At 44.0% G+C, this 22,035-nt stretch carries 16 protein-coding genes; 11 read left to right on the top strand and 5 right to left on the bottom strand.

Annotation, left to right across the window (positions count from 1 at the left end):
- Nucleotides 1-88: 88 nt before the first annotated feature.
- The 6 genes from R8269_RS13400 to tadA all read left to right on the top strand — a co-directional run bounded on the left by R8269_RS13400 (nt 89) and on the right by tadA (nt 5,455).
- A complete protein-coding gene (locus R8269_RS13400; RefSeq protein ID WP_213904958.1) occupies nt 89-598 on the top strand; it encodes a GspH/FimT family pseudopilin in 510 nt (169 codons plus the stop codon).
- Nucleotides 579-1,196 carry a PilW family protein gene (locus R8269_RS13395; RefSeq protein ID WP_005381615.1) on the top strand — a complete coding sequence of 206 codons (618 nt, stop codon included), beginning with the start codon at nt 579-581 and terminating at the stop codon, nt 1,194-1,196. The genes R8269_RS13400 and R8269_RS13395 overlap by 20 nt, the downstream gene beginning before the upstream one ends.
- Nucleotides 1,193-2,446 carry a hypothetical protein gene (locus tag R8269_RS13390; RefSeq protein WP_318222559.1) on the top strand — a complete coding sequence of 418 codons (1,254 nt, stop codon included), beginning with the start codon at nt 1,193-1,195 and terminating at the stop codon, nt 2,444-2,446. The genes R8269_RS13395 and R8269_RS13390 overlap by 4 nt, the downstream gene beginning before the upstream one ends.
- A complete protein-coding gene (locus R8269_RS13385) occupies nt 2,436-2,846 on the top strand; it encodes a prepilin-type N-terminal cleavage/methylation domain-containing protein (protein ID WP_005381606.1) in 411 nt (136 codons plus the stop codon). The genes R8269_RS13390 and R8269_RS13385 overlap by 11 nt, the downstream gene beginning before the upstream one ends.
- A gap of 288 nt (nt 2,847-3,134) precedes the next feature.
- The gene (locus tag R8269_RS13380; RefSeq protein ID WP_005383758.1) at nt 3,135-4,694 is read left to right on the top strand and encodes an AbgT family transporter; all 1,560 of its coding nucleotides are present in this window, start codon (nt 3,135-3,137) and stop codon (nt 4,692-4,694) included.
- A gap of 251 nt (nt 4,695-4,945) precedes the next feature.
- Entirely contained in the window at nt 4,946-5,455 is a 510-nt protein-coding gene (tadA, locus tag R8269_RS13375) for a tRNA adenosine(34) deaminase TadA (protein ID WP_065274227.1), read from the top strand.
- A 588-nt stretch (nt 5,456-6,043) separates the two neighbouring features.
- Here the strand turns inward: tadA and mltF are convergent.
- Nucleotides 6,044-7,621 (bottom strand): membrane-bound lytic murein transglycosylase MltF, encoded by a 1,578-nt coding sequence (gene mltF / locus R8269_RS13370; RefSeq protein ID WP_031777268.1) that lies wholly within the window; start codon nt 7,619-7,621, stop codon nt 6,044-6,046.
- A gap of 299 nt (nt 7,622-7,920) precedes the next feature.
- On the opposite strand from mltF, the gene purL reads away from it, so the two are divergent.
- Together purL and R8269_RS13360 are read left to right on the top strand one after the other, a co-directional pair.
- Complete coding sequence (gene purL, locus R8269_RS13365; RefSeq protein ID WP_053306532.1) at nt 7,921-11,814, top strand: phosphoribosylformylglycinamidine synthase; 3,894 nt, start codon at nt 7,921-7,923, stop codon at nt 11,812-11,814.
- Nucleotides 11,815-12,108: 294 nt separating this feature from the next.
- Entirely contained in the window at nt 12,109-12,417 is a 309-nt protein-coding gene (locus tag R8269_RS13360) for a DUF3622 domain-containing protein (RefSeq protein WP_025998700.1), read from the top strand.
- 90 nt (nt 12,418-12,507) lie between these two features.
- Here R8269_RS13360 and R8269_RS13355 read toward each other — a convergent pair whose 3' ends face one another.
- The 3 genes from R8269_RS13355 to R8269_RS13345 all read right to left on the bottom strand — a co-directional run bounded on the left by R8269_RS13355 (nt 12,508) and on the right by R8269_RS13345 (nt 16,584).
- The gene (locus tag R8269_RS13355; protein ID WP_005381599.1) at nt 12,508-12,948 is read right to left on the bottom strand and encodes a hypothetical protein; all 441 of its coding nucleotides are present in this window, start codon (nt 12,946-12,948) and stop codon (nt 12,508-12,510) included.
- Between the two features lie 118 nt (nt 12,949-13,066).
- On the bottom strand, nt 13,067-15,253 hold the full coding sequence (locus R8269_RS13350; protein WP_005381598.1) for a TonB-dependent receptor domain-containing protein: 2,187 nt from the start codon (nt 15,251-15,253) through the stop codon (nt 13,067-13,069).
- Nucleotides 15,254-15,516: 263 nt separating this feature from the next.
- Nucleotides 15,517-16,584 (bottom strand): succinylglutamate desuccinylase/aspartoacylase family protein, encoded by a 1,068-nt coding sequence (locus tag R8269_RS13345; RefSeq protein WP_005381597.1) that lies wholly within the window; start codon nt 16,582-16,584, stop codon nt 15,517-15,519.
- A 330-nt stretch (nt 16,585-16,914) separates the two neighbouring features.
- On the opposite strand from R8269_RS13345, the gene R8269_RS13340 reads away from it, so the two are divergent.
- Nucleotides 16,915-17,454 (top strand): DUF3332 domain-containing protein, encoded by a 540-nt coding sequence (locus R8269_RS13340; protein WP_005381596.1) that lies wholly within the window; start codon nt 16,915-16,917, stop codon nt 17,452-17,454.
- A 64-nt stretch (nt 17,455-17,518) separates the two neighbouring features.
- On the opposite strand, the gene R8269_RS13335 is transcribed toward R8269_RS13340, so the two are convergent.
- Nucleotides 17,519-18,991: an aminoacyl-histidine dipeptidase gene (locus tag R8269_RS13335; protein ID WP_005381594.1), complete on the bottom strand. Its 1,473-nt coding sequence runs from the start codon at nt 18,989-18,991 to the stop codon at nt 17,519-17,521.
- A gap of 1,025 nt (nt 18,992-20,016) precedes the next feature.
- Between R8269_RS13335 and R8269_RS13330 the strand changes: the two genes are divergently transcribed.
- Together R8269_RS13330 and tet(34) are read left to right on the top strand one after the other, a co-directional pair.
- Nucleotides 20,017-21,306: an NCS2 family permease gene (locus R8269_RS13330; protein WP_005381592.1), complete on the top strand. Its 1,290-nt coding sequence runs from the start codon at nt 20,017-20,019 to the stop codon at nt 21,304-21,306.
- A 263-nt stretch (nt 21,307-21,569) separates the two neighbouring features.
- Nucleotides 21,570-22,034, top strand: a complete 465-nt coding sequence (tet(34), locus tag R8269_RS13325; protein WP_005381590.1) for an oxytetracycline resistance phosphoribosyltransferase domain-containing protein Tet(34) — start codon at nt 21,570-21,572, stop codon at nt 22,032-22,034.
- Nucleotide 22,035: the final 1 nt, after the last annotated feature.

Raw genomic sequence — 22,035 nt, 5'->3', positions numbered from 1 at the left:
TTTCACTTTTCCGCCTATTTTTGGCAGGTGATAGCATCTGTGCAAGATGAATTACGGCCCTTTTGCCGTTTACATAGGAATTTGGGAAATGCCTCGCGGGTTTACGTTGTTGGAGCTTCTTATTACTGTTGCTGTACTGAGTATTATATTGGCGTTTGCAGCTCCAAGCTTTAGCCGTGTTTCACAAACTGTGCAAATGCAGCGATTAGCAACTGAATTAGCTGGCTTTCTAAGCCAAAGTAAGTCCGAGGCGGTAATGAGAAATCAAAAGTTATATATACATTTCTCTATGGCTAAAAACGTCGTTGTCAGTCAAGGTGCATGGTCTCTACAGTTAACTAACTCGTCTAGCGGCTCTGGGGGCGTAATTTTAAGCCTTTCCGGCTCTGCCTACCCTGAATTATCTTTGAAGCACAGCTATGATAATCAAAAAATAAGCTTCGATGAGGTCCGTGGACGACCCCAAGGAGGAAATATAGAGTTTTTCCCAACCAATGCTCAAAACATAAAACTACAAGCAAAGCTCTCTAACCCTCCCGGAAGGATTAAAATTTGTAGTAACTCTGGAGCTAAGTTATATGATTACCGTCAGTGCTAACAAACGTTATCAAATAGGTAGCTCTTTAATCGAATTGATGATTAGTTCTTTAATTGGATTAATTGTCCTTAGTGTAGTGGGCTCTATATTCTTGAGTTTACAAAAAACAGCAAAGGAAAAAAGCTTAGAGCTAAATTTATTGCAAGGTCTGAATATCACTTTATCTGTTATGAAAGAAGATATTCAAAGGGCAGGTTATGATGGTGGGAACGGTAGTTCACTCAAATTATCCGGAGCTACAGGAACCATAATGCTGAGCGGCGCCTCTTCTGTAGGGCTTGTGTATTTTAAAGAGGACTCAGCTGCCAATGAAGACTATCGAAATATTAAGTATGAGAAGAGAGATACTCGGTTTTTTATATGTGAAAAAGGCGTTGTGTCTCAAACACAAATATTATCTTTTGATGGTATAGATTTTTGTCGTTCTCTATTTGATGATGATATTTTCCAAGTTACCCAATTCACCGTTAGTTCAGAAACAGTGACTAATGGAGGAAATGTAAGTTCGGTCACGAGCGTTAAGTTAGGTTTGAAAACGATTGATGGAGTCTTTAGTGAAGTTGCGGAGTTTTCTATCAAACAAAGGAATTGGCAATGACATCTAAATATAGCTATTCCGGTTATACCACTTTGCTTGTGACTTCTATACTTTTATTACTTGCTTTAATTGCATCATTAGCATCATCCAAAGGTGTATTTTTTCAAATAAAAGTTGCGCAAAACGAAATAAAATCTCGACAAGCACATTGGTTAGCGGAAGGAGGTGTTGAATGTGCATGGGCGCAATTTAGAGTTAATAATATTGTACCTGCCGTAATAACAGATTGTGGCTCAGGGCTTTGGACGATTCCGAATTTTACGAGTACTTCCAAGGGGTATTTGGTTACTTCTAATGTTGGATTTACAAGCATTAGTAAGGAGATTATTTTGGGAGGTAACTTGAGTTATGGTGCAATGCAGTCTAGTGCCGACATTTATTTTCATTCTAGTGCAACGTTCTCTACTCCAGACCCAGGGGAATTGAGCAGCGATGGGTGGGAGTGTATTGCGTTAAGGTATAAAAAGCGCTTTTACTCCTCTTCAGTTGATAATAAAGGCGTAATTCATGGAGAGTCTCCCTATGCCGATTTTAACAACCCTACAAATAAAGATTGTGCAAACACGACGGCAAACCGTCATCTCTCATCTAGTGTTGGCGGGGTTGGTGCTGGTGATGATTTTACTCAAGATACAGATTTAAAGCCATTTGAATCCTTCTTTGGAGTAAAGGCTGAAGAGCATAACGATGTCCGAGATAATGGTGTATTTCATGTTATGACGGTCTCAGTGGCTGATGGTATACCTAATTGTGGTGCTGCTTTAACAGCAGAAATTCAGTCAGGGAAGCATCATTTATGGGTGGAAGGGAGCTGTGAAATCAAGCAATCGGAATACAATGATTTAGTGAATGCTACATCATCGACCAATGGCGTAACAGTGCTCATTCATGATGGTCTTTTCTCCGTGATGGGACCACCGAGCTCCGGCGCTACATCAAATAAGTTTAAAGGGGTCTTGTTTCATTTCAATCATGATTATACCCCGACAACAGCGGATTGGGTTGGGTTCGAAGCCAATGCTCACCTAAATCATGTGCCAAGTGTTGTAGAAGACTCATACAGGACAATAGCTTCTTATTATCAGCATGGTTCTTTTACGGTATCTGGTGGTCAATATTTTGATAGTGAAGATCAGGCAGCGGTTTTCTTCGATTCTTTGGACTTTAGATACAATAAAGATGTGATAGACAATTCAAGGAATGCGCATGCAATTCCTAGATGGAAAAAAGGCTCCTGGAATGATCTCTAAACAAAAAGGTTTTAACCTTCTTGAAGTTCTAATTTCTTTTCTACTTATCGGTGTTGGGGCTCTAGGTTTAACGAAGCTAAACGTGTATCTAGAACGCGAATCCGAATATGCCATAAAAAGTATTGAAGCACTTCGTCTAGCAGAAAACCAGCTCGAATGGTTCCGGACGCGTGGTGCTTCTGCGGCGATGTCTACCATCACACCTGCAAATTTTGCTTCTATTGCAACAGGCTCTTCTGTTACTGGATCTTATGTCGTCGAGTGGGAAGTTCCAGCTGCCACGGTTTCAGGAACACTGAAAACTATCACCATTACCTCTAGCTGGAAGGATAGAATCGGCGAGACGCGATCAGTTCAGCTTAAAACGATGATCTCACAATACAGTGAATTCGAAAACTAAGTTCAATTGCATACATGGGCTGGGACAAATGCGGGTGTAATTCCTGTTTAATACCGGACTTGTCACGGTTAATAAATAGTTTTTGAACTGTTAATTGAGTTGATGTGCTACTGTTTTTATTATGTTTAATTGAAGTGGTGTTTTTGCAAAATATGTCTCCAATTATGAAAAAAAATCTAGAACCTTGTGCTTTCTCCATTAGTGTTTACTAGAATACTCGTTGGATAGTAGGTCGTTATAATTATTCAAATAGGCCTTGGCACCAACATCATTCACTATGGAGTTACCATGAGTAACCAAGCTGTAAATAAGGCACCATCATCGAAGCCGAGCGGGATGGAGCGCTTTTTAAACTTTATCGAGAGGACAGGTAACAAAATTCCTGATCCTGCGATTTTGTTCTTCTGGGCATTGATCATTACTTGGGCGGCGTCAGCACTTTTGTCGAATGTATCATTCGATCTTCCAAACCCTCGAACGGGCGAAGCTCTTACTATCACCAACTTACTTACGGGCGAAGCGCTAGCAAGTTTCCTTGCTAATATGGTGACGACGTTTACTGGCTTTGCGCCACTGGGTATCGTACTTGTCGCAATGCTAGGTGTGGGTGTTGCAGATTCTTCGGGTTTTATTACGACGGGTCTTAAGAAGATGCTGAACTTCACGCCAGCTAAGCTTCTTACTCCAATGCTTATTTTGGTTGCCATTGTATCGCATACTGCGGCAGATGCAGGCTATGTTCTGGTTATTCCTCTTGGCGGTATTATCTTCCATGCGGCAGGTCGTCACCCTCTAGCAGGTATTGCGGCAGCATTTGCAGGTGTATCTGGTGGCTTCTCTGCAAACTTTATCCCTTCAGGTATAGATCCACTACTAGCAGGCTTTACGCAAACTGCGGCGCAGGTTCTTGATCCTGAATACGTGGTTAACCCATTAGCGAACATCTTCTTTACTGGCCTATCTTCCATCATTATTGTAGCGATTGGTTGGTACGTGACAGAAAAAATCATTGAGCCTCGTTTGTCAAAAATGCCAATTGATGACGATGCGGAAACTGCGCCAAACCTAGGTTCATTTACTGAACTGGAATCAAAAGCATTCCGTTATGCAGGTTGGGCAATGATGGCGGGTATTGCTTTACTTGTTGCAGCGTTAATTCCAGAAACATCAGCACTACGCTCGCCTGAAGGTGAAATTACGGCCTTCTCAGCACCGATCATGAAGTCTATCGTTCCGCTGATCTTTATTCTGTTTATCATTCCTGGTTACGTTTACGGTAAAGTGTCTGGAACGTTCAAGACCAGCAACGACATTATCAAAGCGATGGCTGACACCATGTCAACCATGGGCGCATACATTGTAATGTCGTTCTTCTGTGCTCAGTTCTTATCTGCATTTGCTCAGTCAAACATCGGTACGATGCTAGCGTTGTATGGCGCAGAAGGCTTAAAAGCGATGAACCTACCAGGTGAAGTGACCATCATCGGTATGATCCTTCTAACCGCGTCTGTAAACCTACTTATTGGTTCGGCATCGGCAAAATGGGCTTTAATTGGTCCAATCTTAGTGCCAATGCTAATGGCGGTTGGTATCTCGCCTGAGCTGTCTCAAGCGGCTTACCGTGTGGGTGACTCTGTATCGAACATCATTTCGCCTCTAATGGTATTTTTCCCTCTTGTAGTGGTTTACTGTCAGCGTTATGTGAAGTCGGCTGGTATCGGTACGCTTGCGTCACTAATGATGCCATTCTCGATCGCAATGCTGATCGGTTGGTCTATCTTCCTAGTTGCTTATTGGATGGTAGGTATCCCGCTAGGCATTCAAGCTCCTTACACTTACACAATGTAAAAACGTGTAGGGTGTGAAAGCCGCTAATTGGCAGCCAAAAAGCGCAGGTCTTCGATCTGCGCTTTTTTGTTCTCGTAAAACGAACATCGATAGGTCTTGTAACTAGTTTTTTGGAGTTGCAGACTTTGTCCCGTGATGTGTTGCTGTAGTGAAACCGAAGTTGGTGATAAAATTCCTGACTTCAATCGTTTTTTGTTTCTTTGGAGCCTCCTTTGTCTAACCATCCGTTTACCCCTCAAGATGAATTGTTTATGCGCAGAGCGATGGAGCTTGCTGAGCAAGCAGAAGCTGAGGGGGAAGTACCTGTTGGCGCAGTGCTTGTCAAAGATGGTGAAATTATCGCTGAGGGGTGGAATCGCTCTATTGGTACTAATGACGCTACCGCACATGCTGAGATCCAAACGCTGCGTAAAGCAGGCCAAAAGCTAGAAAATTACCGCCTTCTGGATACGACGTTATATGTAACACTTGAGCCATGCCCAATGTGTGCCGGAGCCTTATTGCATAGCCGCGTTAAGCGGGTTGTTTTTGGAGCGCCAGATTTAAAAGCTGGAGCAGCAGGAACAGTGCTTAATTTGTTTGAAAGTCAAGCCGCTTACCATTACGCCTTAATTGAAAAGGGGCTGCTAGAAGATGAGTGCCGTACTCAGCTACAAGCGTTTTTTAAGCGCCGCCGAAAGGAAATTAAAGCGAAGAAGCAAGCACAAAAAGCATTAGAAAATGGAGAGAGCGAACAAGGTAGTAGGAGTAGTGAGGGCTAGCAAACACCTACAACGTGGTAGATGTTTGCTTGGACGCACTAGTGATTGACTAGATGTACAAAAACACGATTACGTGAACTTACTTTCTTTTTCATACATGTCAGTTTACGTTTACGTCGGATAGCAGCTACTGTGTTATTTAAACGCTTTGACTGCACTCTACGTCTTCTCATATTCAAAACCTCCTGCAGACAAGACTTATACCAGTAAAGTGCGGCTCATCGATGCTTGGCAATAGGCTCGATAATCGCACTAAACATTGTATGGTTTAAACGTTCTTCATTTGACTTCTGCATTGCACAGAGCCAGCAAACAATTTCAATACGATGCTTAATAATAGGAGTGACGTTATTTCGGCAGAGTGTAGCCGAAAGCGCCGCTTCATCAAGTGAGCTAAACCATGTGGTTGTAAAGTAATCTGTTACAAAGCAATCAGTTTTACTAACGATGAAGAAAAGGCGACCAACCAAAGGAATGGTTGAGTGTGGTTGGTGTCACTCAGAATATTGGAGTCTAGATAAGTTTTCGTTAGGACTCAACAAAAATGACGAGCTTCATAGGCTCGTCATTTTTTAGTTTACCGCGGGTTTATTCTTCAATGCTTTCTTGTTCGGTGTCTTCTTCAACCGTGACGTCAGAAGCGCCAGAGACTTGTTCTACGACGGTCTCTACTGCGCCCGATATCAAAATGTCGGGGTTGAGCGGCGGAATCACTTGCAAGTCATCGCTATTCTCATCAATCGCTGGCTGTTGGCTGACATGACCAATGATGGATTGGTAGTAACGTCGAATATTTTCTACGTAATTACGCGCTTCATCGCCTCTGGCGTACCCATAGCGAGTTTGGCTGTAATAGCGCTTCTGACGCAGTAAAGGCAGCCTATCTTTTACATCGGCCCAAGCGTTCGGATCGCCACCTTGTGCTTTGGTGAGTCGTCGTGCGTCCATCATGTGGCCGTAACCAATATTGTATGAAGCTAACGCAAACCATATTTTTTCATGCTCGTTGATGCTATCAGGCACGCGACCTACAATGCGACGTAAGTACTCGACACCACCACGAACAGATTGCTCAGGGTCTAAACGGTTTGTTACCCCGACGCTTTTCGCTGTTGGCAGAGTAAGCATCATCATCCCCCTAACACCCGTTGGCGATTTTGCTGTTGGTTTCCAATGTGACTCTTGATAAGCCAATGCTGCAATTAAGCGCCAGTCGAACTCTTCGCTGTATTTTTGGAATAAAGGTGCCCATTTAGGCAATTTGTCATCCAGAGCTCGAATGAATGCGCGAGTATCAACGTAGTCAAATGCTTCAATATGACCAATGTACTTTTCTTCGAGGGTGGACAGTTCTCCTGATTGTTTGATGTTACCGAAAAACTCTATCAGCATCGCATACAAACTTTCGTCTTCAGAGCGTCGAGTAAACCAAGATACTGGTTGATCTTCTGTAAGTTCAAACGCGAGCGCAAGATCGGGGTAAAGGCGTTGAGCAAGGGAAAGTTCCACCGAATCAGTCACAGTAAAACGTAACTCACCCGTCGATACGTATTTGAGTAAGTCTCTCGTGTCAGCATCACCAACAATTTCAAACTGAAGTTCTGGATACTGCTTCTTTAACGCTGTTAGGGTCGGAACATATTGCGATTGTTCAACGATCTTTAATGTTTGAGCGCCTGCATTTGTATCTTCGTCGGACTCGTCGTCTTTCGAGGCTTGGTATTCAATGAGTTGTTCGATATCACGTGGTCGAAGTTGCCCTTTTTTATATACCACTTGTTGGCTTACATAATAATAGGCAGGGCCTGGTCTAAATCGTTTGACTGCTTGTGACGTTTGATTTAAACCCGTAGCGATGATATCGATATCTCCTTTCTTAAGAGCAGGAAAAAGCTCAGCTTGGCGAAAGGCTGGTTTAATCTCGAGTTTGACGCCGAGCTGCTCCGCAAACTGACGCGCCAATTCGTAATCCAACCCTGCGGGACCATCGGGACCTATGTAGTAGGAAAGCTGATTGTTTAGCGTGCCAACACGAAGCACACCACGTTCTTGAATTTTTTCAAATTCACTTTTGGGCTCCGACTCAATCTGGCAAGCAGAGAGTAAAAGAACAGAAACTAAAATTAGAGCACTGCGCTTGAGCCGGTTGAAGTGACTTATTTGCATTGATAGGTACATCTTGGAAAATTTCTATTTGCCTTTATATCAAAGCGAGCTCATGGGGCAAAGTGAATCACACACTTATAACGTGACATTGTGTGTTTTATCGACATTTTAGTTGTAATTCAAATTTGACAAAAAAAATGACGCAAACGGTTGCTTTTGGTGTTACATCACAAAAACAATTACTATATAATGCGCTCGCAATGACGAGGTGGAATCGGCATAGGTTCGACAGGGCTTATTTTAAGTGTCTGAATTTATTCCAATATCACCTTAATCAATTGCATAAGAGACCTAAGCACATGAGAATTTTGCGTGGCTCCCCAGCTCTTTCTGAGTTTCGTGTTAATAAACTACTGGAACTTTGTCGTGAACAAGATCTGCCTGTAACTGGCATTTATGCCGAGTTTATGCACTTTGCCGATCTAAAGTCAGACCTTGATGACCAAGAGTTAGAAAAACTTGAAAAGTTACTAACTTACGGCCCAACCATCGAAGAGCATGAGCCTGAAGGTCTTCTACTTCTTGTCACGCCTCGTCCTGGCACTATCTCGCCTTGGTCTTCTAAATCTACCGATATCGCTGTTAACTGTGGTCTGGAGAAAGTGAAACGTCTAGAGCGTGGTACGGCTTATTATGTCGAATCTTCAGTTGTTCTCTCAGAAGCTCAAGCTGACGCTGTTAAAGCGTTAATTCACGACCGCATGATGGAAACAGTATTCACAGAATTTGAAGCCGCATCAGCATTATTTACTGTTGCAGAGCCTAAGCCTGTCGCACATGTTGATATCTTAGCTGGCGGTCGTCTTGCGCTTGAAGAGGCAAACGTTTCCCTTGGCTTGGCACTCGCAGAAGATGAAATTGATTACTTGGTAGAGAACTTTACTAAGCTTGGGCGTAACCCAAACGACATTGAATTGATGATGTTTGCTCAGGCGAACTCAGAGCATTGTCGCCACAAAATTTTTAACGCAGATTGGACTATCGACGGGGTAGATCAACCTAAGTCTTTGTTCAAAATGATCAAAAACACTTTTGAAACGACACCTGACTATGTGCTGTCTGCATACAAAGACAACGCAGCCGTTATGACTGGTTCTAAAGCGGGGCGTTTCTTCCCTGACCCTAAATCTCGTCAATACACGTACCACCATGAAGATACGCACATCTTGATGAAGGTAGAAACGCACAACCACCCAACGGCAATCTCTCCATGGCCGGGCGCATCGACTGGCTCAGGCGGTGAAATCCGTGACGAAGGCGCGACGGGCATCGGCGGTAAGCCAAAAGCGGGTCTGGTTGGTTTTACAACCTCTAACTTACGTATTCCTGGTTTTGAACAGCCATGGGAAACCGACTTCGGCAAGCCGGGTCGTATTGTGAATGCGTTAGACATCATGCTTGAAGGCCCTCTTGGCGGCGCGGCATTCAACAACGAATTTGGTCGTCCAAATCTATTGGGTTACTTCCGTACTTACGAAGAAAAAGTCACTTCTCATGCGGGTGAAGAAATTCGTGGTTACCACAAACCAATCATGATTGCTGGTGGTATGGGTAACATCCGCGATGAACACGTACAGAAGAAAGAGATTCCAGTGGGTGCGAGCCTAATCGTACTTGGTGGTCCGGCAATGAACATCGGTCTTGGTGGTGGTGCGGCATCTTCCATGGCATCTGGTCAGTCAGCAGAAGATCTGGACTTCGCTTCAGTACAGCGTGAAAACCCAGAGATGGAACGTCGCTGTCAGGAAGTGATCGACCGTTGTTGGCAGTTAGGCGACGACAACCCAATCGCATTTATCCATGATGTGGGTGCAGGCGGTATCTCTAACGCATTGCCTGAACTTGTCGACGACGGTGAGCGTGGCGGTAAGTTCCAATTACGCGATGTACCAAACGATGAGCCGGGCATGAGCCCACTGGAAATCTGGTGTAACGAATCACAGGAACGTTACGTTCTAGCGGTAGCGCCAGAAAACATGGAAGCATTCGACGCCATCTGTAAGCGTGAACGCGCACCGTATGCAGTGGTGGGTGTGGCGACAGAAGAGCGTCATCTAACGCTAGAAGATTCTCACTTCGACAATACGCCAATCGATATGCCAATGGATATCCTGCTTGGTAAGCCACCGAAGATGCACCGCGACGCAACCACACTAAAAGTGGAAAGCCCTGCCATTGTTCGTGATGGTATTGAGCTTAATGAAGCGGTGGATCGCGTACTTCGTCTTCCTGCTGTTGCAGAAAAAACATTCCTAATTACTATCGGTGACCGAACAGTAACGGGTCTGGTTGCTCGTGATCAAATGGTTGGTCCTTGGCAGGTACCAGTAGCAAACTGCGCAGTAACAGCGGCAAGCTACGACACTTACCATGGCGAAGCAATGTCGATGGGTGAGCGCACGCCAGTGGCATTACTAGACTTTGGAGCATCGGCTCGCCTAGCCGTTGGTGAGTCACTAACGAACATTGCGGCAACAGACATCGGTGATATTAAACACATTAAACTGTCTGCGAACTGGATGTCTCCAGCGGGTCACCCAGGTGAAGATGCGGGTCTTTACGAAGCAGTGAAAGCGGTTGGTGAAGAATTGTGTCCTGCGTTAGGTTTGACTATCCCAGTTGGTAAAGACTCCATGTCGATGAAAACCAAGTGGGAAGAAAACGGCGAGAGCAAAGAAGTCACTTCTCCACTGTCGTTAGTTATCACGGCATTTGGCCGTGTGGAAGACGTACGTAAGACCGTGACTCCACAACTACGCACTGACAAAGGAAAGACTTCTCTAGTTCTTGTTGACTTGGGTAACGGCAAAAACCGCTTAGGTGCGACAGCATTGGCACAAGTATACAAACAGCTGGGTGACAAACCTGCTGACGTAGATAATGCAGAGCAGCTAAAAGGCTTCTTTGATGCAATGCAAGCGTTAGTACGTGATGACAAGCTAGTGGCTTACCACGATAAAGGCGACGGCGGTCTGTTTGTTACACTGGCTGAGATGGCATTCGCGGGTCACTGTGGCGTAAAAGCGAACATCGCAGAGCTGGGTGATGATGCGCTAGCCGTTCTATTTAACGAAGAGCTAGGTGCGGTTGTTCAAGTTAAGAATGATGATCTAGATTCAGTTCTATCTACTCTGGCGGCAAACGGCTTAGAGGCATGCTCACATGTTATTGGTTCTGTTGAAGCTTCAGACGACTTTGTTATCACTTCTGGTGATGCAGTTGTGCTTGAACGTTCACGTACCGAACTACGCGTTATCTGGGCTGAAACAACGCATAAGATGCAAAGCCTACGTGATAACCCAGCGTGTGCAGACCAAGAGCACGAAGCTAAGAAAGACAACTCTGACCCGGGTCTAAACGTTAAGCTCAGCTTCGACGTAAATGAAGACGTTGCAGCACCGTACATTGCGAAAGGTGCTAAACCTAAGATGGCAATTCTACGTGAGCAGGGCGTTAACTCCCACGTCGAAATGGCAGCAGCGTTTGACAGAGCAGGCTTTGAAGCAACCGACATCCATATGAGCGATATCCTAACAGGCCAAGCGGTACTGGATGAATACCATGGCCTAGTAGCTTGTGGTGGCTTCTCTTACGGCGACGTACTAGGTGCGGGTGAAGGTTGGGCTAAGTCTATCCTGTTTAACGCACAAGCACGTGAGCAGTTCCAAGCGTTCTTCAACCGTGAAGAGACGTTCTCTTTAGGTGTGTGTAACGGCTGTCAGATGCTGTCGAACTTGAAAGAACTGATCCCTGGTGCAGACTTGTGGCCACGTTTTGTTCGCAACGAATCTGAGCGTTTTGAAGCGCGCTTTAGCCTAGTCGAAGTACAGAAATCTGATTCTGTATTCTTCGACGGCATGGCTGGTTCGCGCATGCCAATCGCGGTTTCCCACGGAGAAGGGCGTGTAGAAGTACGTGATACAGAGCACCTAGCAGCGATTGAAGCATCAGGTACGGTTGCGGTTCGTTACGTGGATAACCTCGGTAACCCAACACAACAATACCCGAACAACCCGAATGGTTCGCCAAACGCGATTACCGGTTTAACAACAGCAGACGGTCGCGTAACTATCATGATGCCTCACCCAGAGCGCGTATTCCGCACAGTTGCAAATTCTTGGGCTCCGGAAGGTTGGGGTGAAAATGGCGCTTGGATGCGTATGTTCCAAAATGCCCGTAAGAATATCGGTTAATTAACCAAGGTTAATCTAGCTTAAGTAAAGCGTTGGTTGAGAGACCAGCGCTTTCTTTTTTCTTATCACTCTTTTTTCTTCGTCGCTCTTTCTAGTGACTTGGCGAAACGTTGCTTTGTTCTGCCTCTTCTTTGTCATCTATTATCTAGCGTAAAAAACTTGCAGCGTTTAGATTACTTTTATGCTCTAATACCGCGCTTACCAAGGGATGGTGTTAAACAGCTCAGCTTAGATGGAGTTATCAAGTTGACCGAATCCCTGATTGATCCCTAAATCCCTTAGGAAATGAAAGAAATGTCTAAGAATCCAAAATTTGCTATCCGCGTCACTGAAAAACGTAACGGCTGGAGCGCAGAAATCACTCGCCAAGTGACATCTCGTAAGACTGTAGTATCAAAGCGTGAAACAGGCTTTGACAGCGAAGAGAAAGCACAAGCTTGGGCTGAACAAGAACTGGCTGGATTTATCCAAAACCAAGTGGTTCGTAACGAGCGTAAAGCAGCGCAACGTCAAGAGCGCGAAGCAGAACAACTAGCGGCAAAAGTTCGTAAAGAAGAAGCCCGCAAAGCACGTGAAACCGAAGTAGACACTGACGAAGAATAAGTTTAAATCGGTGAGATGGTGACGTTACCCATCAAACAAATAGTGAAAATGCCCTGAGTTTTGTCTTAGGGCATTTTTTATTTATATCGGCTAAAAACAATCCGATGATACGGACAGGCTAAACGTGCCGTCTTCAGGGGCTGCAAATTGTTTATTGCCAGGAAGAAGGTGAGGGTTATTAGCATAAGTGCGATGTGTCGATTTGACCTTTGCAGAATGTCTTTCCGGTAAATCAAAGTGTTGTAAGCCGTCAGATAGATCGTTTGCTTCACCGTAGTCGAAATGTGTTGCGACGTCTTTGGGCTGCTTGGCGTAACGACAGTGATCCGGCTTACCATCTTCGTGCCAAGTTAAAGAGTTAGTTTTTGCATCTAGATTCAGGTTATTTGCTGTTGGCTGTGCGTAAAAATCTTCTGAAACTTGGTGCTTGCTTTGTTCTTGTAAGTAGTCTGCAATGTTCTCAGAAGCTTGCGCTAGGCTACCTACAGGGAAGAAGCAAATCAGAAGAAGCCGTGTTTTTAGATTGTTCATAATGTGTATGCAAGCAAAAGGAATTGATAATACTGATAAATAAAACGGCGTGCAATTATGGCCATTGGATACGATATAACAGGGCAGTTAATGTCTGCCCTGCATCTTTTAGGTATGGTTAGTATTGATAAGTGAGGTGCAGTTTGACTTCGCGACCAGGCGAAGGCACGCCATTAGATAGGTATGCTTCGTAGTAACGATCGGTTAAGTTTTTCACAACCGCGCCAACGCTCAAGCCTTCGACTTGTTGTATTTCCCAAACCACGTAAGCGTTTTGTAGCGTGTATTGCTCACTTGGCGATTTCACTTTTAAATTATTACCGCTTGCCTTGGTTTTGGTTTGCGCATCATACCAACGGACTTCCCAGCCCGTACGTAAACCAGGAATCCATTCGTAACCTAAACCCAGATTAATGTTTAATGGCGGTACATCAGGATGATCATCATCTGAACCTGTAGAGTCAGATAGGCTACCTTTGTTTTTGCCGCGAATGTAACTTGCTGAGAAATTACTGTAGAAATCTTCAATCCGGTATTGTGAAATTAGCTCAAAGCCATAGTTTTTAAAGCCATCTAGGTTTGTATTCCAGCTTTGTAACTCAGTAGTATTTTTGTCGAGGTTTTCGCCCGTTCGTATATCAACTGTGTCGCTAACATCGTTATAGAACATAGTTAACTCTGTTGCGAGGTTATCGCGAGAGTTCACCAGCCCTTCCGTTAAGTTGATAACGCTTGCTTGATAAGCATGGATACGAGACACGTCCAGATTCAAAGCAGTAGCCGTAGCGGTAGCTCGCGCATATTGCACTGAGTAGATGTTATCAACGGTTGGTGCTTTTAAAGCGTAGGCGTAGGAGGCGTTTAAACGCGTATTATTGCTCGCATCAAAGTCGATATCCAAACGTGGGCTAAAGCCTTTATGCGTCGTTTCACCATAGTCATGTCCGGCAGCTGGATCATTATAATCCGGCGCTGCGTTCCCTTTTCCTTCACTCTTGATGTATTCGTAACGCAGAGAAGGTGTGATTGTTAGGCGGTCTGTTGCTTGATAGTGATCAGCAATGTAAGCGGCATAAATTGACTGCGTGCCAGATGGTTCGTAGTAAGGGGTGTACCAACCGTAGTTTTTCGCTTCATTACTGTCGTATGATGCGTTGAATACTAACGAGTCTCTATCGGTTTTTTGATATTGAAGCCCAGTGACTAGAGTGTGGTCTCCGAATTGTGCTTGGTTAAACACATCAACGTAGTCACGCTCGTAACTCAGCCATGACTCATGACCGTAACTGCCAACAGAAACGAACATTTTCTCGAATGCTACGTCAGGGCGAACCCAATGACGATCGTTTTCGGAACGTGCCATTTTGATATTGAAATCAATATACGGGTTAGTCGGCATGTAGTGGTAAGAGATGGTTGTGGTGTTGTCCGTGTATTTGTTATCAACGGTGTAAGCGTATTGGGCTTTTTCTAATGAGCCGTATTTCTTGATATTGTATTCGGTGATGTTAGGCATTTTTCCGCGGCGGTTAGCCCAAGGTTTACGACCTTCATCTTTGTAGCGAGTGTGGCTAATTTCAAACTCGTGATCGTTGTTTTCATAACCGACCTTTACGAGCATGTTTTCTTGCTCATAACCTGAGTAATCCAACGTTTCACCACCTCCGACTTTAATGTCATCAGAATCTTTTACCGAGCCATTCGCTAGAAAATAAAAACCAGTATCGTTTTTACCATAGAGTGTTAGCGTGTAGGCGTTCTCATCACCGTTAGTGTTGTATGCACTTGAGATGCGAGCACCAAAGTTTCTGTCGCCGTAAAGGAGATCATCGACACTTTTGGTTTTAATGCGAATGGAGCCACCAAACTTCCCGTTGAGTGCTCGATAGTCGTGCGCGCCCTTGATAATTTCTGCTTCGCCAATTAAGAACGGATCAAAAAAGAAGGTACCGTAGCGGTATTGTTGAAAGCCAATTGGAGCGCCATCGACAAAGACGGCGATATCGCTTGGATCATCAAAACCACGAATGTTAATACGTTCGCCACCAGAACGACCGCCACCATCTATTGATGCACCGGGAACGGCATCGATCATTGAGGCAAAATTAGAGTACTGTTGCTCTTCAATCTCTGACCAATTAATGGTGGTTTGCGCAGGCTCAGCAATGGTAATAGGTTTGGCATAACGAACGCCTATGACTTCAAGCTCTTCATTTGGCGTTGTCTCAGCATATGAATAAAGAGGGAAGAGCAAAGCCAGTGAAATGAGATTTACTTTGAATGGATGACTTATTAATCGTTTCATATTGATGATTTATAGTGTTTTTATGAAGCTCGGATTATAAGAACATTATTACGATTAATAAATGATAATGAGATTAATTATCAAATGTGTTTTTGCGATGGATTGTAAAGTTTTTTATCCATTCGTGGAAACTACGATAAGTATCGTTAGCGTACATAAAACAAAAAGCCCAGCATCATGGACGCTGAGCTTATTGGCTTTAAACAAGATAGTGCGAGCACTGTTGCTCCTTTTGAGCTAATCAGGCGCCTACTTGATAGGAATTACTGAGTTTCTAACGGTATCTGTCCGGTTGTCAGCGGCTCGGCATCGAATTCAGTGAGGCCTTCAATATAGCTTTCGACTGCTTGCTCTAAAGCATTATCACCTTGGTTAAAATAGGCAAGGTGGAAAATTGCATCGCCTTCGTTCACCAATGGTAATGTTTGTTGACCGATAACCAAACCACGCTTCGGGGCTTTTAGTTCTATCTCATCATGACCAAGAGGAGAGCTAATGTAAGCGAGCGATTCCCCCTGTTCTACTTTGTCTCCCAGATTAACGACAGTACGCAAAATGCCGTTACCTGACGCGCGAACCCAGCTGGTGGACTTCGCTATGATAGGCTCAGGCAGCTTTTTCCTGCTCGCACGCAACATACCAATGGCTTGCATTACGCGCCGAACCCCGAGTACACCAGCGCTTATCGAAAGTGGATCAAAACGCAATGCTTCGCCAGCTTCGTAGGTGAGCACTGGAATATCGCATTTTTCTGCTTCACTGCGTAAAGAGCCATCACGCAATGCTGAATCAACAATCACTGGCGTCGAAAATGCTTGAGCAATACGTAGAGTTTCTGGGTTGCTTAAGTTTGCGCGAATCTGTGGCAAGTTCGTGCGATGAATTGCCCCTGTGTGTAGATCCAAAATGTAGTCACAACGCTTGGCAATGTTGTTAAAGAACCCGTGTGCCATACGAGATGCAAGTGCGCCTTTTTCACTGCCAGGAAAGCAACGGTTGAGATCTCGTCGGTCGGGCAAGTAACGAGATTTATGGATGAAGCCAAAAACGTTAACGATAGGTACTGCAATGACAGTGCCTTTCAGTTTTTGTGGATCCAGTTGGTTAATGATCTGACGAACGATTTCTACGCCATTAAGCTCATCACCATGGATAGCAGCATTCACCATTAACACTGGTCCTTCTTGTTTCCCATGGATGATTTCCACAGGAATAGATAAAGGCGAATGTGTATATAGCTTCGCTGCTTCAAATTCGATCTCTAATCGTTGTCCTGGTTGTATTTGATGTCCTAAGAGCTCAAACACTTTGCTTTTTTTACTTCTGGCCATAAACCATCTCTGTCAAATGCGTCATCAGCAATGTAACAATTGCTGCAAAATCGCACTAATCATTCTCATTAAGGACACGACAAATTACTTTAATCGTCATGCGTGAAATTTTGGTATGTGTGAAGTTTTTGTTTTCAATATGATCTTTTCTATCAGTTTAATACATAACAAGACATAGAGAAGAGTGCGCAATAATAGCCTTAAAAAATGTGACTGTATTAAAAATAATACTGTTCATGGAGGACAAAAAAACGGACTTTTAACCCTACTTTTTATCCGATAATATCCGCGCCGAATTTGAGGTTTCACACTTTCTAACTAGAGGTTTTGATGAAAAAGGCAATTGCTAAAATTGGTGCATTGACTGCGGTAGCAGTTTCACTTTCAGGTTGCGTAGGTAGTAATGCCGTGACAGGTTATGTCATGGGGTTTAACTTGAAAGCTGTTGACAACCGTTACGCTCGAGGTGGTCTAAATATGCTTTTAGCGCCTGTTTATGGTGTCGCGATCGCAGCGGATTATATCGTGTTTAACTCTCTAGAATTTTGGACGGGTAAGAACCCGTTAAATGGTAAGCCACATATCTTCGATACAAAGGTAGATACTTACATTGATGTCAATCACCAGTTAGATAAGTCGTTAACGACGGCACCAATCGCACCATTAGCGGATAACCGTGTCATTGAGCAGGGGCGAATGCAGCAAATCGATGAGAACACTGTTCAAATGGATATTACTTACAGTAACGGTGAAAAGGCGACACTCATGGGTGTACGCGATGGTGAGTTTGTTACTTACTACATTGATGGTGAAGTTGCTGCACAAACCTCAATGGATGAATTAGCCGCTTACGCGCAAAACCGTGTGTAGTTGGGTTCAACTAAACCAAAAAAAGGGTGCCGTATGGCACCCTTTGTCATTTTTCGTGATTGAATTATGCTTTCTCTGGAATCGCTTCTAAAAGCGCGACCATCTGATCCCAGTACAACTGAACAGTATCAATCTTCACTTTCTCATCTGGAGAGTGAGGGAATTTTATTGTTGGACCGAAAGAAACCATATCCATGTGTGGGTATGGTTCTTTAAATAGGCCACACTCAAGACCAGCATGGATGACCATGATGTTCGGCTTATGACCGTAAATGCCTTCATACATATCACGGAAAATTGCCATGATCTCGGAATCTGCATCTGGCTTCCAGCCAGGGTAAGCGCCTGAGAACTGAATTTGTGCGCCTGCTAGCTCAGTAATCGAGCGCAGCATGCTTTCCACTTGGCTACGGCCAGAGTCAATGAGAGAACGAATCAAGCAAAGCACGGTGACTTTATTTTCTTCTGTGCTGATCACACCAACGTTTAGAGAAGTTTCAACAACGCCTTCCACCTCATCACTCATACGGATTACGCCGTTTGGACAAGCGTTAAGTGCCGCAATGAATCGTTGCTGATCGGCGATTGAAAATACTTGCGCGTCAGTCGTGATCGCTTCATTAAAGGTTACGATACCTGTTTCGATTTTACCCAATTCAGTTTTAAGCAGCTCAGTGTAGTGGTTGAACAGCTCAGCAAGTTTGTCTTGGTTTTCGACAGGAAGCGCGACAGTAACAAACGCTTCGCGAGGGATTGCATTACGTAAGCTACCACCACGGAATTCGACTAAACGTAAATCAAGCTCTTGAGCATGACCGGCAAGGAAACGACCAAGTAATTTGTTGGCATTACCGCGACCTGTGTGAATGTCACAACCTGAGTGACCACCTTTTAGGCCTTTCAGCGTCAGTTGGCGTGTTACAAAACCTGCAGGCGTTGATTCTCGAGAAATATCGAAAGTCATGGTGCCATCAACGCCACCTGCACAACCCATGTAGACTTCGCCTTCTTGCTCAGAGTCTGTATTTAGAAGAATCTCACCCTCTAACCAACCAGCTTCAAGGCCAAATGCGCCAGTCATGCCTGCTTCTTCATCAATCGTCAGCAGAACTTCGAGTGGACCGTGCTTAATATCTTTAGATGCCAATACAGCAAGGCAAGAAGCCATACCAATACCGTTATCTGCACCAAGCGTCGTGCCTTTCGCAGTTACCCATTCGCCATCGATGTAAGGCTGGATTGGATCTTTGGTGAAGTCGTGTTCAGTGTCTTCGTTTTTCTGCGGCACCATGTCGATGTGTGCTTGAAGTACAACAGCCTTCTTATTTTCCATTCCTGGTGTCGCGGGCTTTTTGATGAACACGTTACCAGTTGGATCACGGCGAACGTCAAAGCCTTGCTCTGTTGCCCAGTTGATAATGTACTGTGCTAATGCTTCTTCATGTTTCGATGGATGAGGGATAGAACAAATCTTATCGAAAAACTGCCAAAGTGGAGCAGGTGATAAGGTACTGATCTCAGAATGGAACTCAGACACGGAGGACTCCTTTTGATGTGCTTTGCCAAATATATACCGTAAAAATATTGTCAAGGTAGCATTAAATGCTAGACGATTTGGCCTTCAAATTGCCGTTAGCATACCACCAGATAAGGAGTACGAGTAGTCGCGATCACAAGGATTTCTCTCAGAACTGTCACAGTTTGTGAATACAATAACAAGCACTATGTGTTCTCTATCATACATTCTGAAAGTGGCTTTATTTTTCAATTCATAAAATTGTAATTTAATTACATATAAACTTTGATAAAGGTCAATTTATGTATTTTTTGTGATTCCAGTCACTAAAATGCTTGTAATTAAATTTCTTGGTGGTATATTTGTAACCAGCTTCTGAGAGAAGAATGAAATGCTCAAAGGATGAGTCCGTTTTATCGCCTCCAAGGAACCGAGAAATCAACGAATGTTTAATTGATTTAAAAGGTGATAGTTATGAAAGGTTTACCAAGTACAATGTTCTGGAATAGCAAGTCTGTTTACACCGGTAACTTTGTATACCCAACAAGCTTTGGCTACTAAGTGAAGTCAACGCATGTGACTCGAACAGTTTGTTCACCCCTATAAATTGGAATTTTTTTTCAGTGATAGTGCTGACATGATTCACCGCCACCCACATTGGGTGGCGTTTTTTTATCTCTATTTTCTCTTCCTGACTCACTTATTGCCATCAAAGCCTTCTTCTATTCCCCATTCTTCGGTTTTATCGACTTTTCCATCAAATCTGTTAGATACCATGTTAAAAATGGGCCTTTTTCATCTGAAAGTTTAGTACATTGCTCAGTTTTTATTCTCTTTTAGGGAACTGTGTTATCTAGGTTACCTATTGTTTTGTAAGAATATATTCCTTTGCCTACTTTGATAGGTTAGAGAATGTGTTTCATATCCAAAGAAAAAAAACGCATTAGAGTGAAGATTCTATCTAGAATTTGCTATTTGATAACTTTATAATTCCCGCCAATCGATTACGCAACCGTTTACTTTTTTTACCTTTACAGGATTCGATCATGCTCGAGAGGCTTTTTAAACTCAGTGAAAATGGCACAAATGTGCGTACTGAGATCATTGCAGGTGTTACGACCTTCCTAACTATGGCTTACATTATTTTTGTAAACCCAGCGATCCTGTCGGATACCGGTATGGACCGTGGTGCCATTTTTGTCGCGACTTGTCTTGCTGCCGCAATCGGCTGTTTTATTATGGGATTTGTTGCGAATTACCCAATCGCACAGGCACCAGGAATGGGCCTGAACGCATTTTTCACTTACTCTGTTGTATTGGGAATGGGTTATACGTGGCAAGTTGCGTTAGCGGCTGTATTTGTTTCTGGCCTTCTGTTTATTCTTTTAAGCGTATTTAAGATCCGTGAGTGGATTATTAACTCGATCCCGCATTCTCTACGAACAGGTATTTCAGCTGGTATTGGTCTTTTCTTAGCGTTTATCGCATTAAAAAATGCAGGTATCGTCGTTGATAACCCAGCGACATTAGTTTCTATGGGAGAGATCACATCATTGCCATCTGTATTGGCCGCGATTGGCTTCTTTCTTACGATTGCATTGGTTCACCGTGGTGTGAAAGGTGCGGTGATGATCGCTATTCTTGGCGTTACAGCGCTTGGTCTTCTATTTGGTGATGTGCAGTGGGGCGGTATTATGTCAACGCCACCAAGCATTGCGCCAACTTTCATGCAACTGGATTTCTCTGGTTTGTTTGAAGTAGGCATGATTTCCGTCGTATTTGCTTTCCTATTTGTCGATTTATTTGACACCGCAGGTACGCTCGTTGGCGTTTCTCAAAAAGCAGGTCTAACTGATGAGAATGGCAACATCCCTCGTTTAAACAAAGCGTTACTTGCAGACTCAACAGCAACGTCAGTAGGTGCATTACTTGGTACTTCTAACACGACATCTTATATTGAAAGCGTTTCTGGTGTGGCTGCGGGTGGGCGTACTGGTCTAACAGCCGTGGTTGTTGGTGTACTCTTCCTACTTGCTCTATTGTTCTCACCACTTGCGGGTATGATCCCTGCTTATGCAACGTCAGGTGCGCTATTCTATGTGGCGATCTTGATGCTGTCTGGGCTAGTAAGCATTGATTGGCGTGACCTAACTGAAGCGTCCCCAGTTGTTGTGACTTGTTTAGTTATGCCGCTAACATTCTCGATTGCAGAAGGTATCACGTTAGGCTTTATCGCATATGCGGCGATCAAGTTATTCAGCGGTAAGGGCCGTGAAGTGTCGATGAGTGTATGGGTGATGTCAGCCATCTTCATCGTTAAATACCTCGTCGGTTAATTTCTCGAGCAAAAAGCCAGTGTGGATTTATTCACGCTGGCTTTTTCTTTTTTACGTTGTTCACAGAAGACGGTTTTTCTGCGGAATAGGCAGAGAATTTTGATATCACCGTTGGTATTAGCGGTGTGTTTCGGTAGAATAATCGTTTGCGCAGCTTGAAATCCTCGTCTCCAAACATTTTGGAGAAGTTAGTGAGCATTCCGCTTTTGAGTGACTTCGCTAGATTTTGAGGATGCATATTTTCAAATTATTAGGTTATTACAATGAGTAAAAAATTCATTATCACTTGGGATGCAATGCAGACTTACTGCCGTGAACTGGCTGAAAAACAAATGCCAGCTGAGCAATGGAAAGGAATTTGGGCGGTAAGCCGCGGCGGTTTGGTTCCTGGCGCTATTTTGGCTCGTGAACTGGGTATTCGTTACGTTGATACAATCTGTATTTCAAGCTACGACCATGATCATCAGCGCGACATGACGGTACTAAAAGCACCTGAAGGTGATGGCGAAGGTTACCTAATCGTTGAAGACCTAGTAGACAGTGGTGATACAGCGCGCAAACTACGTGAGATGTATCCAAAAGCGAAAATGATCGCTGTGTGTGCGAAACCATCAGGCAAAGAGCTGCTGGATGATTACGTTGTAGATATTGCTCAAGACACTTGGATCGAGCAGCCTTGGGATATGTCAATCCAGTATGCTGAGCCAGTAAACCGCAAGCAAAAATAAG

It is taken from the genome of Vibrio sp. Vb0667, from assembly GCF_033391095.1.
Note: the sequence above shows the minus strand (reverse complement) of the source record. Positions and strands in the feature narration are given on the sequence as shown.

What these genes read in the sequence shown, in the direction of transcription:
- tadA (WP_065274227.1), top strand. Translation starts at nt 4,946, where the DNA reads ATGCGCAGAGCGATGGAGCTTGCTGAGCAAGCAGAAGCTGAGGGGGAA.
- R8269_RS13390 (WP_318222559.1), top strand. Translation starts at nt 1,193, where the DNA reads ATGACATCTAAATATAGCTATTCCGGTTATACCACTTTGCTTGTGACT.
- R8269_RS13380 (WP_005383758.1), top strand. Translation starts at nt 3,135, where the DNA reads ATGAGTAACCAAGCTGTAAATAAGGCACCATCATCGAAGCCGAGCGGG.
- R8269_RS13340 (WP_005381596.1), top strand. Translation starts at nt 16,915, where the DNA reads ATGAAAAAGGCAATTGCTAAAATTGGTGCATTGACTGCGGTAGCAGTT.
- purL (WP_053306532.1), top strand. Translation starts at nt 7,921, where the DNA reads ATGAGAATTTTGCGTGGCTCCCCAGCTCTTTCTGAGTTTCGTGTTAAT.
- R8269_RS13355 (WP_005381599.1), bottom strand. Translation starts at nt 12,948, where the DNA reads ATGAACAATCTAAAAACACGGCTTCTTCTGATTTGCTTCTTCCCTGTA.
- R8269_RS13400 (WP_213904958.1), top strand. Translation starts at nt 89, where the DNA reads ATGCCTCGCGGGTTTACGTTGTTGGAGCTTCTTATTACTGTTGCTGTA.
- R8269_RS13360 (WP_025998700.1), top strand. Translation starts at nt 12,109, where the DNA reads ATGTCTAAGAATCCAAAATTTGCTATCCGCGTCACTGAAAAACGTAAC.
- R8269_RS13395 (WP_005381615.1), top strand. Translation starts at nt 579, where the DNA reads ATGATTACCGTCAGTGCTAACAAACGTTATCAAATAGGTAGCTCTTTA.
- R8269_RS13330 (WP_005381592.1), top strand. Translation starts at nt 20,017, where the DNA reads ATGCTCGAGAGGCTTTTTAAACTCAGTGAAAATGGCACAAATGTGCGT.
- mltF (WP_031777268.1), bottom strand. Translation starts at nt 7,621, where the DNA reads ATGCAAATAAGTCACTTCAACCGGCTCAAGCGCAGTGCTCTAATTTTA.
- R8269_RS13350 (WP_005381598.1), bottom strand. Translation starts at nt 15,253, where the DNA reads ATGAAACGATTAATAAGTCATCCATTCAAAGTAAATCTCATTTCACTG.
- R8269_RS13345 (WP_005381597.1), bottom strand. Translation starts at nt 16,584, where the DNA reads ATGGCCAGAAGTAAAAAAAGCAAAGTGTTTGAGCTCTTAGGACATCAA.
- R8269_RS13385 (WP_005381606.1), top strand. Translation starts at nt 2,436, where the DNA reads ATGATCTCTAAACAAAAAGGTTTTAACCTTCTTGAAGTTCTAATTTCT.